Source organism: Fimbriimonadia bacterium (assembly GCA_039961735.1).
GTDB lineage: Bacteria > Armatimonadota > Fimbriimonadia > Fimbriimonadales > JABRVX01 > JABRVX01.
Genome location: JABRVX010000005.1, coordinates 43,516 through 57,390, shown reverse-complemented (window position 1 = coordinate 57,390; position 13,875 = coordinate 43,516). Strand labels below are relative to the sequence as shown.

12 protein-coding genes and 1 tRNA gene are annotated in these 13,875 nt (G+C 62.5%); 5 read left to right on the top strand and 8 right to left on the bottom strand.

Annotation, left to right across the window (positions count from 1 at the left end; all coding sequences use genetic code 11):
• Positions 1-88: 88 nt before the first annotated feature.
• From HRF45_02285 to rpmG, 4 genes are all read left to right on the top strand, one after another.
• Complete coding sequence (locus HRF45_02285; GenBank protein ID MEP0765358.1) at positions 89-2,755, top strand: pyruvate, phosphate dikinase; 2,667 nt, start codon at positions 89-91, stop codon at positions 2,753-2,755.
• 8 nt (positions 2,756-2,763) lie between these two features.
• Complete coding sequence (queG, locus tag HRF45_02280) at positions 2,764-3,711, top strand: tRNA epoxyqueuosine(34) reductase QueG (GenBank protein MEP0765357.1); 948 nt, start codon at positions 2,764-2,766, stop codon at positions 3,709-3,711.
• A 61-nt stretch (positions 3,712-3,772) separates the two neighbouring features.
• On the top strand, positions 3,773-4,735 hold the full coding sequence (locus HRF45_02275; protein MEP0765356.1) for a hypothetical protein: 963 nt from the start codon (positions 3,773-3,775) through the stop codon (positions 4,733-4,735).
• An 85-nt stretch (positions 4,736-4,820) separates the two neighbouring features.
• Positions 4,821-4,988, top strand: a complete 168-nt coding sequence (gene rpmG, locus HRF45_02270) for a 50S ribosomal protein L33 (GenBank protein MEP0765355.1) — start codon at positions 4,821-4,823, stop codon at positions 4,986-4,988.
• 716 nt (positions 4,989-5,704) lie between these two features.
• Here the strand turns inward: rpmG and HRF45_02265 are convergent.
• The 4 genes from HRF45_02265 to HRF45_02250 all read right to left on the bottom strand — a co-directional run bounded on the left by HRF45_02265 (position 5,705) and on the right by HRF45_02250 (position 8,948).
• A complete protein-coding gene (locus HRF45_02265) occupies positions 5,705-6,646 on the bottom strand; it encodes a ribose-phosphate pyrophosphokinase (GenBank protein ID MEP0765354.1) in 942 nt (313 codons plus the stop codon).
• 47 nt (positions 6,647-6,693) lie between these two features.
• Positions 6,694-8,067: a bifunctional UDP-N-acetylglucosamine diphosphorylase/glucosamine-1-phosphate N-acetyltransferase GlmU gene (gene glmU, locus HRF45_02260; GenBank protein ID MEP0765353.1), complete on the bottom strand. Its 1,374-nt coding sequence runs from the start codon at positions 8,065-8,067 to the stop codon at positions 6,694-6,696.
• A 26-nt stretch (positions 8,068-8,093) separates the two neighbouring features.
• A tRNA-Gln gene (locus HRF45_02255) sits at positions 8,094-8,167 on the bottom strand.
• A gap of 106 nt (positions 8,168-8,273) precedes the next feature.
• Positions 8,274-8,948 carry a PEP-CTERM sorting domain-containing protein gene (locus tag HRF45_02250; protein MEP0765352.1) on the bottom strand — a complete coding sequence of 225 codons (675 nt, stop codon included), beginning with the start codon at positions 8,946-8,948 and terminating at the stop codon, positions 8,274-8,276.
• Between the two features lie 346 nt (positions 8,949-9,294).
• Here HRF45_02250 and HRF45_02245 point away from each other — a divergent pair, with 346 nt between their 5' ends.
• A complete protein-coding gene (locus tag HRF45_02245; GenBank protein ID MEP0765351.1) occupies positions 9,295-10,356 on the top strand; it encodes an SIS domain-containing protein in 1,062 nt (353 codons plus the stop codon).
• A 62-nt stretch (positions 10,357-10,418) separates the two neighbouring features.
• Here HRF45_02245 and HRF45_02240 read toward each other — a convergent pair whose 3' ends face one another.
• The 4 genes from HRF45_02240 to HRF45_02225 all read right to left on the bottom strand — a co-directional run bounded on the left by HRF45_02240 (position 10,419) and on the right by HRF45_02225 (position 13,856).
• Positions 10,419-11,300: a prepilin-type N-terminal cleavage/methylation domain-containing protein gene (locus HRF45_02240; protein ID MEP0765350.1), complete on the bottom strand. Its 882-nt coding sequence runs from the start codon at positions 11,298-11,300 to the stop codon at positions 10,419-10,421.
• 18 nt (positions 11,301-11,318) lie between these two features.
• Positions 11,319-11,555: a hypothetical protein gene (locus HRF45_02235; protein ID MEP0765349.1), complete on the bottom strand. Its 237-nt coding sequence runs from the start codon at positions 11,553-11,555 to the stop codon at positions 11,319-11,321.
• A 27-nt stretch (positions 11,556-11,582) separates the two neighbouring features.
• Entirely contained in the window at positions 11,583-12,485 is a 903-nt protein-coding gene (locus HRF45_02230; protein MEP0765348.1) for a prepilin-type N-terminal cleavage/methylation domain-containing protein, read from the bottom strand.
• Positions 12,486-12,665: 180 nt separating this feature from the next.
• Positions 12,666-13,856 carry an alpha/beta hydrolase family protein gene (locus HRF45_02225; protein MEP0765347.1) on the bottom strand — a complete coding sequence of 397 codons (1,191 nt, stop codon included), beginning with the start codon at positions 13,854-13,856 and terminating at the stop codon, positions 12,666-12,668.
• Positions 13,857-13,875 lie beyond the last annotated feature (19 nt).

Sequence of the window (13,875 nt, the reverse complement as noted above, 5' to 3'; positions counted from 1 at the left end):
GCCGCCGAGGGTCCCCTAATGACCCCCCGCCGGACGTCGTGCCTCCCGCGAGCGAGTCCTGCGGACACAAACACTGCAAGGAGTGGGAATGATGAGCACCAAGCGCGTGTACCTCTTCCGAGAGGGCGATGCATCCATGCGCGACCTCCTCGGAGGGAAGGGCGCGAACCTCGCCGAGATGACCAACATTGGGATGCCGGTCCCCCCGGGCTTCACGATTACCACCGAAGCCTGTAACGAGACGCTCGCGCTCGGCCGGATGCCGGACGGATTGATGGACGAAGTCAAGACGGCGCTCGCCGACGTGGAGCGGGAACTCGGGAAGAAGTTCGGGGACCCGACGAACCCACTCTTGCTCTCTGTCCGCTCCGGATCAAAGTTCTCGATGCCGGGAATGATGGACACGATCCTCAACCTCGGGCTAAATCCCACCACCATCGAGGGCCTCGCGAAAACCGCCGACGAGCGGTTTCTTTATGACGCCTACCGCCGCTTCCTCATGATGTTTAGCGACGTGGTGCTCGGCATCAAGAAGCAGCAGTTCGAGCACAAGTTCGACGCGTTGAAGGCCAAGATCGGTGTGCGTCTGGACACCGAGGTGGGGGCCTCCGATCTGAGAGCCCTCTGCGAGGACTTCCGTGAGTTGGTGCGTAGCTCCCGTGGCGAGCCCTTCCCGGACGACCCGATGGTGCAGCTCGAAATGGCAATCAACGCGGTGTTCAATAGCTGGCACAACGAGCGGGCGATCATCTATCGCAAGAAGGAAGGCATCCCGGACGACCTCGGCACGGCATGCAACATCCAGGCGATGGTGTTCGGCAACATGGGGGACGACTGCGGTACCGGCGTGGCCTTCACCCGCGACGTGGCAACTGGCGAGAACGTGCTGTACGGTGAGTTCCTGATGAACGCGCAGGGCGAAGACGTGGTCGCCGGCGTGCGCACCCCCCTCAAGATCGCCGAGCTGAAGGAGAAAATGCCAGAGATCTACAACGAGTTCGAGGCGATGGGCCGCAAGCTCGAGCGGCACTACAAAGACGTGATGGACCTCGAGTTCACTATCGAGAAAGGTCGCCTCTTCATGCTCCAATGCCGCGTCGGGAAGCGAACCGGTCCCGCGGCGGTGCGAATCGCGGTCGAAATGGTGGAGGAGGGCCTCATCACCCGCGAGGAAGCCGTGCTGCGGGTCGAGCCGAACCGACTGAACGAACTCCTCCACCCGCGCATAGACACGTCGAAACTCGGCCCGGCCGACAAGCCCATCGCTACCGGGCTGGGAGCATCGCCCGGAGCCGCGAGCGGGGTCTGCGTGTTCGAGTCTAGGCGCGCCGAGGAACTGGGTAAGGAGGGGCAGCCGCTCATCCTGGTTCGTGCCGAGACCAACCCCGACGATATCCGAGGCATGCTCGTCTCAAAGGGCATCCTTACTCAGCGGGGCGGCATGACCAGCCACGCCGCGGTCGTCGCCCGCGGCTTCGGCGTCCCCTGCGTCTCCGGCTGCGAGGCGCTGGAAATTGACGAGAGCGCTCACACGCTGAAGGTCGGCGATAAGCTCTTCCGCGAGGGCGACTGGATCACGATTGATGGCTCGGCCGGAGCCGTGTACGCCGGACAGGTTCCTACGGTTGCCCCGGAAGTGTCCGGCCACCTAGCCACGCTGCTCGGCTGGGCAGACGAGTTCCGCAGGCTCAGGGTCCGTACCAACGCGGACAACCCGACCGACGCCGCGCGCGCCGTCTCTTTCGGGGCCGAAGGCATCGGCCTCTGCCGAACCGAGCACATGTTCTTCGAAGACCGCCTGCCCATCGTTCAGGAGATGATCCTGGCCGAGTCGGAGGAGAAGCGTCGAGAGGCACTAGATCGCCTTCTGCCATTTCAGCGCGGAGACTTCGTCGGCATCTTCAAGGCGATGGCCGGCAAGCCCGTGACCATCCGACTGATCGACCCGCCGCTGCACGAGTTCCTGCCTCAGCACGACGACCTTTTGCGGGAAGTCATCGAGATGGAGGTTAGGGGTCTCGGGGGCCCCGAACTGAAGGCCAAGCAGGAACTTCTGGCGAAGGTCGAGGCGATGCGTGAGGCAAACCCGATGCTCGGTCTCCGGGGGGTGCGCCTCTCTATCGTCTTCCCAGAGATCGTCGAGATGCAGGTGCGGGCCATCCTAGAGGCCGCCATCGAGGTGCAGCGTGAGGGAATCGAGGTGCTGCCCGAGATCATGATCCCGCTCGTGGGACATGTGAACGAGCTGAAGGTGGTTCGCGACAAGCTGGAGGCCGTGGCGCAGACCGTGCTGGCCCAGCACAACGCCCGCGTGGATTACCTCTTCGGTACCATGATCGAACTGCCGCGCGCGGCCCTGACCGCTGACGAGATCGCGCAGCACGCCCAGTTCTTCAGCTTCGGGACCAACGACCTCACGCAAACCACCTTCGGCTTCAGCCGGGACGATGCAGAAGGCAAGTTCCTGGAGCGATACGTCGAGACCGGCATTCTGCCAGAGAACCCGTTCGCCGTGCTAGACCAGAACGGCGTCGGGAAACTGGTGGAGATGGCGCACGACCTCGGCACCAAGGCGAACCCCGACATCAAGATGGGCATCTGCGGCGAGCATGGAGGCGACCCGAAGTCCATCGAGTTCTGCCACCGAGTGGGTCTGCAGTACGTGAGCTGTTCCCCCTTCCGCGTGCCCATCGCCAGGCTGGCCGCCGCTCAGGCTGCGCTTCGGGACCGCGTGAAGGTGGCCGTGGATAAATAGACGGCGCGTTGCACGAACTGGCGGCGGCACTGAAGGCGCGCGTACTGGCCGAAGGCTTCGACCTGGCCGGGATCGCGCCCGCAACGCCGCCGCCGCACTACTCCACCTATCTCGAGTGGCTGGCGGCCGGCATGCACGGCGCGATGGAGTACATGCAGCGCCAGAAGCACCTTCGGGCGCATCCCGAGAGCCTGCTCCCGGGGGTCCGGAGCATCGTGGTCGCTGCCATGAACTATGCTCGAGGCCCGCACCCCGCCCGGCCCGGACTGGGTCGCATCGCCGCCTACGCATGGGGCCGCGATTACCATAAGGTCTTGAGAGCCAAGCTTCGTCGTGTGGCGACATGGCTGCTCGAACGCGAGCCCCAGGCACAGTCTCGTATCTGTGTGGACTCGGCGCCCCTCATGGAGCGAGACTACGCTGCACTCGCGGGCATCGGGTGGTTCGGGAAGAACTCGTGCATCATCAACACCCAGCGCGGTTCCTACTTCTTGTTCGGCTGCCTTCTCACCACGTTGAGCCTTCCGCCGGATAGGCCTGCCGAAGGCGGTTGTGGCACCTGCCGTCTGTGCCTCGATGCCTGTCCGACCGGTGCAATCGTCGGCCCAGGCGTGGTGGATGCCCGCCGCTGCATCAGCTACCTCACCATCGAGAAGCGAGGCCCAATCCCAGAAGACCTGCAGCCGCTGATGCAGGACTGGGTGTTCGGCTGCGACGTGTGTCAAGACGTGTGCCCGTTCAACCATCCGCGCGAAAACGCCCCGCTGCGCGGAGCAAGGACAACCGACCCAAAGATGTCCGCGTCCGTGGACCCATCGCCCAAGCTGACCGAGCTCGCCGAGCTGACGGAGGAAGAGTTCGTCCGCCGCTATGCCGGCACCGCGCTGATGCGCTCCAAGCACGAAGGTCTCGTCCGAAACGCCCACATCGCACTCAGAAACGAAAAAGGGGCTTGACGCCCGCAACCATATGCGCTAGATTCAGTGAGTTCGATCGGTTGAAAGGAGAACGCTGCCCATGAAGACCATCCCTTGCATCCTCGGACTCTTGCTCCTGCCGCTTTCAACGCTCGCTGTTCCCAACTGGGATATGAGCGGAACGGCCTACGAGGCCACCATCTCGTACACCTTCACAACGTCGCCCTTCCCGCTATCCGACAGCGACACCAAGACGGGTCCGCTTCTGTTCGGCCAACAGGACGAGGCAGGCAACGTGCCCGTCGAAGTGACGCTGGCAATCGGAGACGGCGTGTTTCCCCTCAATTGCTCCGGGCTCGTCGAGGGTGACAATATCCACGTGTACACCCCCGAGCCGCTGCCCGGGCCGTTCTCCTATCGGACCAGTTTCTGGATCGGCCCTGTAGAGTGCATCATGGATGTCGTTCTGACGAACGTGGTCGTGGATATGGACCTTCGGGTGGCGAACGCCACGTTGCTGGACTGGGGCGACGGAACGGTTGATTGCGACTTAACGATCACATCACCCAACTGCTGGCTTCCGACCATCGATCGGGGCCATGTAGACGTCACCGCGTTCAGCGCCACCGGTGGCCCAGCTAAGCGCTTCGTGACGCTGAGCGGCACCGCTTCCCTCGGCGGCTATGTGGGCTTGCTCACGGAGAAGGACCTGTCGCTGTCGCTCTCTGGCCCCTCGCCAATAGAGGTGGCGCTCTCTATGAATGCGTCTGGTGAATGGTCGAAGCGGGTTGCACTCATCCCAGGGACTTACGCGCCCCTGTTTTCCTCGCAGTATTACCTGCGGCGGGCGCTGCCGGCCCTCGCTCTCACTGGTGACACTACTGGCCTGGACGCGACGCTGGTCGGTGGCGACGCCGATTCCAGTAACCAGGTGACGATCGCCGATCTCAATGCCGTGCTGGTCGGCTTCGGCGGCCCGAACCCAGACCTGAACGGAAGCGGCGTCGTTGACCTCGGCGACTTGAACATGGTGCTTCTGAACTTCTCGAAGGCCGGAGACTAGGGCCAACGTGCCATCTGGGGTATCCTAAGGCCCCGTGCCGCATGGACCGCGCGTCGGGAGCATGTCGGCGTGAGGAGGTGGGAGAATGGCAAGCAAGGCAAAGGGCAATCGGGTGATCATTAAGCTCAAGAGCACCGAGAGCCCACACTATTACACAACGTGGAAGAATAAGCAGAAGACACCGGATAAGCTGGAGCTGAAGAAGTACGATCCGGTCGTTCGCCGCCACGTGCTGTACAAGGAAGGGAAGTAGCCCCCCCTCGTACGTCTCGACTCCATACCCCTGCCCTCACCGCGTGCGGCGGTGGGGCTTTTGCACTTCTCACCTCCACGTTCTGATGTCCTGACCCTTGCGTCGGCACTGTCGTGTTCCTAGCCGATGCCGCCTTCGTCTGCCGCCCTCTACAAACACCCAGGGGGAAGTCCAACGAGCGCGCCAGGGCATGTTCTGGCGATGCCGTGGCTCCGCCATCCTCACGCTGCAAGTGCGCCTCTACTGGCAAGACTTGTCCGTTGAGGTGGCCCCTCTATTCCTCACCGCCCGCAGAAGATGGGTCAGTTACGAGGCACGAGCCTCCGGCTACTGCGACTGAAGGGATCTGCAACCCACCGTCCGCTCGCTCCGTATATGACTCTGGAGGTGATGACCTTGAAGGTTTTCTTTCCACCTCCTCCGCAGTAGGCCGGCGCCGATGACGACGGCGACCGCAGTATCCTCCGGAGGCAAAAACAGTAGAGGAGGGGCTCCCGGCTAGGCCCCAATCGCGGCAAGGCAGGGCATGGATCGTCACGAGACGGCACCCCAGAGGTGCCGTCTTTGGCTCATGCCGGCTGCCCGAGGGCATCCACAACTCCGGCCTCCTCTCTTGTTCTCCAAGTGTCTCTATCCCTCACCACTGCCCACCCTCTGCGAGTGGTGAGGGATATCTGCCGGAGGGTCGGGGCATAGAACCGTCGCTCAACCCGGTCCTACCCCCACCGGTCAAAGAGGCTGCTGACGGACATGTCGAGATGGACGCGGCGGATGGCTTCGGCGAGGAGCGGAGCCGCGGGCAGCACCGTCAGCTTCGAGAAGCGCTTCGTTCGGTCGATCGGCACCGTATCCGTACACACCACCAGCGAGATGCCCGAAGACTCCAGTCGTTTCGGCGCGTCTCCCGACAACACGCCGTGCGTGCAGCACGCCACCACGTCCACCGCGCCTCGATGGAACAGCGCGTCGGCGCCTTGCACGATGGAGCCCGCCGTGTCTATCATGTCGTCAATCATGATGCAGGTCTTGCCTTCCACCTCGCCGATGATCTCCATGATGTCCACCTTGTTCGGCTCGGGTCGGCGCTTGGCGATGATGGCGATGGGCGCGCCGAGCTGCTCCGCCAGGCGTCTCGCCCGCGGCACGCCGGCCACGTCGGGCGAGACCACCACCGTATCCCTCAGGTGCATCTCGTGCTCGATCAGGTACTGCCCGATGAGCGGTCCTGCGTACAGGTGGTCCACGGGCAGGTCGAAGAAGCCCTGGATCTGGTCCGCATGCAGGTCCACGCACATGATCCGATCCGCGCCGGCCTGCGTAATCAGATTGGCTACCAGGCGCGCGCTCACCGGCTCGCGCGGCTTGACCTTCTTGTCCTGCCGAGCATAGCCGTAGTAGGGCATGACCACCGAGATGCGCCGAGCAGAAGCACGCCGGAACGCATCCAGCATGATCAGCAGCTCCATGAGGTTATCGTTCACCGGCGCGCAGGTGGGCTGGATGATGAACACGTCATCGCCGCGCGTGCTCTCCTCGATCTGCACGCGAATCTCACCGTCCGAGAAGCGTGAGCACCGGATCTGCCCCAGCGTGGTTCCCAGCGACTCGGCGATGCGCTCCGACAGCTCCGGGTTGGCATTGCCGGTGAACAGCTTCATTCCGGTCGGTTCGCCGATGTCCATGTGGATTGCTGCTTGTGCCTTGTCTATTGCGTGCTCCGCCATTTCCGTGCCCACTCCTCTTTGTTCACTTGCCGCGCTCTGGCCACAGCAAGTGCGTCCGGTTCGACGTCCTCGGTGATCGTGGAACCTGCCGCCGTAAAGGCCCCGTCTCCGATCTGCACCGGTGCAACGAGCGTGTTGTTCGACCCGATGAACACGCCTTTGCCGATCACCGTCCGGTGCTTTCGCTTTCCATCGTAGTTGCAGGTGATGGTCCCCGCTCCGATGTTGGTACCCGAGCCGACGGTCGCATCTCCGACGTACGCAAGGTGCCCTATGCTCACCTCGTCCCCTATCTGGGAGTTCTTCAGCTCGACGAAATCCCCTATCGAGCACTTGCTCCCGACCTTCGTTCCCGGGCGCAGGTGAGCGAACGGGCCGACCCGCGTGCCCGACCCGATCTCGCTCTCCACCACGTTGCTGCTCAACACGGTGGTTCCATTCTCGACGACGCCGTCCACGATTCGCGTACCGGGGCCGATCGTGCAGTTGCGCCCGATGCGGGTCTCCCCCTTCAGGCAGCATCCTGGCTCCACGACCGTATCCTGGCCAATCTCCACGTCCATGTCCACGTAGCAGTTCTTCGGGTCGGTGAGAGTTACGCCGTTCTTCGCCAACTCCCTTAGCTTGCGCATTCGCAGGACCTCGGCGGCTTGGCTGAGTTGCCAGCGGTCGTTCACACCCATCAACAGCGTTGGGTCCGGGGTCGTCCAGGTGGCCACGCGGTACCCGGCCGCTGCTGCGAGGCCGATTATGTCCGTAAGGTAGTACTCCTTCTGAGCGTTGTCGGCTCGCAGCTTCGGCAGCAGGTCGGCCAGCAAGGCCACCTCGAAGCAATAGAGCGAGGTGCAGACCTCCTTGATGAGGCGCTGTTCGGGAGTGCAGTCGCGCTCTTCGACGATGCCCACCGGTTCGCCGTCCTCGTTCCGTAGCACGCGCCCGTAGCCCGTCGGGTCGTCATACTGGCATACAGCGAAGGTGATCTGGGCCTCCGTCTCCTCATGCGTCCTCAGCAGCGACGTCAGCATCTCGGCGGTGATAAGGGGCGCGTCCCCGGGCATCATCAGCGCGCGCGTGGCACCCTGGTTGCGCAGCGCGGGAAGCGCTTGCATCAGCGCATGCCCTGTGCCCAGTTGTTCGCTCTGCGTTGCGTAGTCGTTGTGCGAGCCGAGCACCTCCTGCACTCGCTCTGCCCCGTGTCCGACCACGACGATGGGGCGAGGGACCCCGGCGGCGCGCATTGCGCGCACGCAGTGCTCGGTCAGAGGGATGCCGCAGACGGGGTGGAGGGCTTTGGGTAGTTCGGACACCATGCGCGTACCCTTACCTGCGGCGAGAATCACTCCGGACAGCGTCAAGACCGTGTGGCTCCTTACAGTAGCGGTGGCTGGCGGGGGAGGATTCGAACCTCCACAAGCAGAACCAAAATCTGCTGTCCTGCCCTTAGACGACCCGCCAGTGCGGCTTGGATTATACCGTTGCGGGAGTCACTCCACTCGCCAAAATGGAAACGGGAAGCCGCACCGTGCGGCTCCCCGGAACTCTCGGCGCGTTTGCCGATGGGCTAGCGGTTGCGTCGCCCTCGGAGCATGCGAAGCCCGACCAAGCCGAAACCGATGGTAGCGAGCGTTGCAGGCTCAGGTACGAGACCAGGAACGTACACACCGACGTTCTGACCCGAGTACCCGCCTCCAGACGCCGTCGCGACCCAGAGGATCCCCGCATCGGGCTCGTACAGGCTATGGATCTGGAACATCTGTGCGGTATCGCCGACGTCGGGTGACGCACTTCCGACACGGACGGCGCTTCCGACGCTCCCAGCCCACTCGGCATCGCCAGCTGCCTCATCGCCGATAAAAAACCACGGGATGTACGTGGTTCCCCCGCCCTTGCCGCCGCCGTTGCCTAGATTGACGAACGGCGAGATGTCGGTCAAACCGAGATACGTAATCGCGGAAGGCGCACCGGTGATGCTGCTGCCGGACACGTTTCGAATCCTGTACGAATAGAAATAGCCCGGGTCCCCCGCATGGGTGAAAGCCCAGTAGTCAATATAGACATCCCCCAGGGAGACGCCCGGCACCGGGTCGAGAAGCACGGAACCCTGGTACAGAATGGTGACGTTGGGGTCTAAAACATCGGGGTCTACATACGACACGGCACCCGCCTGGACTGCAAGCCCGGACAGGGTGACCGTAACGATCATTCCCCAGAATAACCTTCTCACGGACACGGCCATCGCGTACCTCCTTGATGTTCGCGATAGTTCCGAGAGTGCGGCATGAAACTCAGAAGCCGTCGAAAACTCTCCTTCAAACTATTCGCGCTGGACCAGACTATTAAAAGCAAATTAGAGACATGGGGCAATGTCCCCAGTCTCCCAGGTTGCGGCCAAAACAACGAAGTCAGAGCTAGCTCATGACCGCGACTTACAAAGGCTGCGCGGCTGCCGTATCCTCCGGACGACACTACACCGACCGGACGGCTTATGCTTATTCTACACCAGGTTGCCCTGAAATGGTACAGGAGCGGTCAAAAAACTGGGAAAACCGTGCCAATCCCTGGGGGGATCGCCTCTGTGCGCAATGCTGCGCGAACCGGGTACCGTGCTCTCAATGAGCCACATGCTGGACGAGGTGAAGCAACAACCCCAGGTTCTTCGTACCGCGGTAGAGAGGCTGTGGCAGCGCTCGGTCGAGGCCGCGAAGGCTTCTAGGAACTGCCCGTTCGCGGCGATCGCTGCTCGTGGCACATCGGACCATGCGGCAACCTACGCCAAGTACCTCCTCGAGATCCGTTGCGGTCTGCCGGTTGCATTGGCGGCGCCGAGCGTTCTCACGCTGTATGGAGCGCGGCTCCGTCAGAATGGTGCGCTCGTAATCGGAATATCCCAGTCCGGCGCCGCTCCAGATGTAACGGCAGTCATCGAGGAGGCGCGACGCGCTGGTGCGGTGACCCTGGCGATGACCAACGATGAACAGAGTTCATTGGCGCAGGCTGCCGAGCACCTGCTGCCTCTGGGCGCAGGCCGTGAGCGCTCGGTGGCGGCCACCAAGACCTACACGGCGACCCTAGGTGCGCTACTCGTCTTCGCACATGCGCTGTCGGGAATCGATGCGCCAGAGCAGGCACTCGAGGACGCGGCAGCAGCCGTGGAATCCGCTCTTCAAGCGGCTCCCGAGATCGAGCGTGTCGCAGAGAGGTTCCGTTTCATGGAGGAGTGCGTGGTGCTCGGACGCGGTTACAACTACGCGACCGCACTCGAGACCGCACTGAAGATCATCGAGACGAGCTATGTGATGGCGAAGTCCTACTCCGCCGCCGACTTCATGCACGGCCCGATGGCGCTGTTGCGGCAGGGCTTCCCGTGCCTGCTGATGGCCAACTCCGGTCCGAGCCTGCCGGCGGTGCGGGATCAGGCCGCCAGGCTTCTCGAGCGCAAGGCGGAGCTGATGGTGTTCTCCGATGATGAGGAGATGCTGCGGCTGGCGCGCGTGCCCATCCGCGTGCCCTTCTCGCTCCCCGACGAGGTTGCGCCGATCTCCTATGTCGTGTACGGGCAACTTTTCGCCTACTACTTGGCGAAGACCCGCGGGCTCAACCCAGATCGTCCTCGTGCGCTCAGCAAAGTGACCCGCACCCTCTGATGACCCCAAGCGTTAGGGCCCGGCGCTCGCGAGCGCCGGGCCCTCGGAAGTCAGCGATTCGCCTACTGCGTGATGTCCCACTTATATGCGTCTATGTCAGTGATCGGACCCGCGTAGTTGGCGACTACATTCGGAACGCCCGCAGCAATCTGCTGGATCGTCATGGACTTGGCGTGGCCATCCACGAACACGGTAGTACACTTATCGGTGTGCCACGGCCAGCAGCCGCCGAACACGTCCCACGCGTTCGGAAGCTCCGGGTGCCAGCCCGAGTATGGGTAGTAGTTGTTCCCGGGCAACGGCCAGGTGTCCACGCGCGTTCCGTCCGGCTTAACCCAAGTTCTGGCGGGCGGAATGGCAATCCAGTTACCGCCGCCGAAAGGCTTCCCGCTCGCGTCACGGTTCCAGACCGTGTCGATGTGCAGGAAGGTGTTGGCAGTCGAAGCGATGCGACCTTCCTTTGTCGGGACCGAGCCCCAACCCGAGGATGTGGCGTAGACAGGGCTCAGGTAATACGAGTTCATACCGACGTTGGTGCGCAACGACCATTCGTAGTTGCGTTCCCAGCGGTTGGCGGGTGGAGGGCACTCGCCTTCGTTACCGTGCTGGGACAGTTCCTTGTCGTTGGCAGTCGGGTCGGACGGGCAGCGAAAAACTGTCCACTCCTTCACATAGCCCTGAAGGGACGTCACCCATACCTGGTCCCTGTAGTCGTAGGAACACCCGGCCCATGCTGCCGTGTGATTGGTAAGAACGAACTTGCCGTCATTGTCTCCGCGATACTGCGCCTGGGCTATCGCAACCTGCTTGTAGTTCGAAATGCACTGCGAGACCTTCGCCGCCTTACGCGCCTGCGAGAAGACAGGGAATAGGATTGCAGCAAGAATCGCGATGATTGCAATGACAACCAGTAGCTCGATGAGTGTGAATCCGGTCTTCTTCATGATATCCGTCCTTCGTGTCTAGCGTCGGCTCTTGTCGCCTGCACCAGGGAATGGTGGAGGCGTGCCATACAACTGGTTGTTGTCGAGCACGTCTTTCGCTTTCGGGTCACTGGGCGGCATCAGGTTCGTAACGTCCGAAGGACTGTCCGTATCGGGTGCCATGCGCACCACAGCGAACCAGACCCCGAACGCCACGACCGCCACAGCGACCACGATGCCGATAACCTTGCCCGCAGTCGTATCAAAGAAGCTCATACTGGCCCCCTTCTTCGAAAGGCGGCGCTAATCCTGCAAATCCCAGATGTACGCGGACTGATCGGTGATCAATCCGTCCCAATTCTGGAGGCGAGAACAGCCCGCCGCGAGTTCGCCCGGCGTCAGGCGCCGAACGTGACCATCAGCGAAAACGACCGTGAACCCACCGTTGTGCCAGTTCCACGCCCCGCCATAGTAATTGCTCGACTTCGGGTCCGCTTCCCATCCCTTCGGCGCCATTCGCCAGTAGTACTCGTTCTGCCAGACAATCCGCGGGAACGTGTCACGGTTCAGCGGAGTCGCGGCGAGATAACGGCAGGGTGGCGTGACGATCCACTGGCCACCGCCGAATGGGCGCCCCAGATGGTCTCGGCCCCACACACTATCCACAAGAACTAGCGTCCGCGTTGGGCTGGCGATGCTGGAGAAGCGGTTTGGGAACGCCAACCAGCCGAGAGTGACGTCTCGCACCAGCGGCGAGAGGTACATGAAGTTGAGCCCCATGTTTGTCCGTAGAGAACGAATATAAAACTCGCCCCAGTCATCGTCCGGTGCGGCATCCACATCGTCCCACCGTCCGACGCGAGCTGGTGTTGCACGCCCGGTGTCACCGGGGCACTCGAACACTTCAACCGACTTGATGTATGGGTAGAGAACCTGAACCCACGTTCGGTCGTCGGGGTCGACGACCTCTGGAATGTAAGCGTGGTAGTTGGTGGGCGGGAACCGATCGCTATACTCGTCCATGTACATCCGCATGGCCTTCAGTACGGCGCTGAAGTTCTCGGCGCACGAGGCACGGATCGCAGCACCACGCGCCGCGCTCATGACAGGAAACAGCAGCGCCGCGAGGATAGCTATCACCGCCACGACGACGAGAAGCTCCACCAGCGAGAAGGCCTGCCGATGCCTCAGATTATCGCCTCCCACACTCGATACGCGAACAGTATATCAAAAGTCCCGGTTTTCTACAATAGCCGCAGCGCGAGATGTTGTCGATTCGTACGCGCTGCCGCCCCACTCCCAGTAAATAAATCGGTACCAAGCAACCGAAACTCAATCACGTTTGAACTGAGCCGCTGCTCCATGAGTGTCGCAGCGCTGCCCGTCTCACAACACGAAGTGCCAGACAACTCCCGGAACTGTGCGCTTCGGGTGGGCGACGGCTCCGACCGAAAACCCCAATGGCCCTTTCCAGCCGGCGAACAGCACCGGTCCCCGCGTTGTCAAGAACCCGCTTGCATAGAAGTCTCCTCGCGAGTTCGAGCGCCATAAGTCCAAGCCGGCCGCAACTTGCAGGCCAGATTCTTGATCCAGCATCAGGCCAATCCGAATCGTCGGAGCGTCTATCGAAGTCGGCGGCGAATACGTCTCGCCTGCAAACCTGGCCGCGAAGAAGTCCGCAACCACTCGAAGCAACCGGCGCTCCACGAAAACCGCTCCATAGTGCCCTGTCTCCAGCCACAGCATCGGAGGGCTACCGAGGGCCCTGTGCAGTTTGTCCGTGTCCGTCGCCGGCACCACCGTGTCGAATAGCGCGCCCACCAGGAGCACGCGCTCGCCGATCTCCTCGTTCGCGTACGACAACGGTTCGACGGCTTTGAGACGGGCCCGCAGGCGCTCCTCCGTCCATCCGTTGCGTCGCAACACCTCTCGGACAGAGATGGTAAGGGAACTGTTCCACAGGATGTGCGCTACATCTCCGCCGCCGAGCAGAAACACCCCGAACCGGAGCCTAGGCTCGGCGGCCATCCCTAGGGAAGCGATGATGGCTCCGAGACTAACCCCTAAGACGCCGATCCGGTCAGCATCTACGAATCTCTGCGATTCCGCCCAGTCCACTGCGCGCCGCAGGTCGGACACTGATTGGCGCACCATCTCCTCGAACGCGTCGACATCGGGCCGCAACGCTAGCGCCCCACTCCGATACCCCGGTGGGCTGCGCTCGATGTGATAGGGGAGGGTGACCAGCAGTGCGGCGATCCCGCGGTCGTTGAGTCGCTTGGCGATCCGCTCTTCCAGAAAGTGGTCCGCCACGCCCAGCCCGTGCAAGAGGATGACGATAGGCATCGGCTCCTCGACCCCTGCAGGACGGATCAACCTTGCTCGTACGACGTTGTTCTCAGGCCACTCGGTGCGATGGGCAGAGGGAAAGCTGACATCTAAGAAGCCTGCCTTCTCCGCGATCTGTACCGCAAACTCCTTCGGCGGCGGTGGAAAGGTGTCGCCCGCGACCTGGCTCCACGCTGTCGCCACGCACAGGGAAGCCACGGCAGGAAACAGCGCGCGAAGCGGTAACAAGATGGAAGGTACAGGAGGT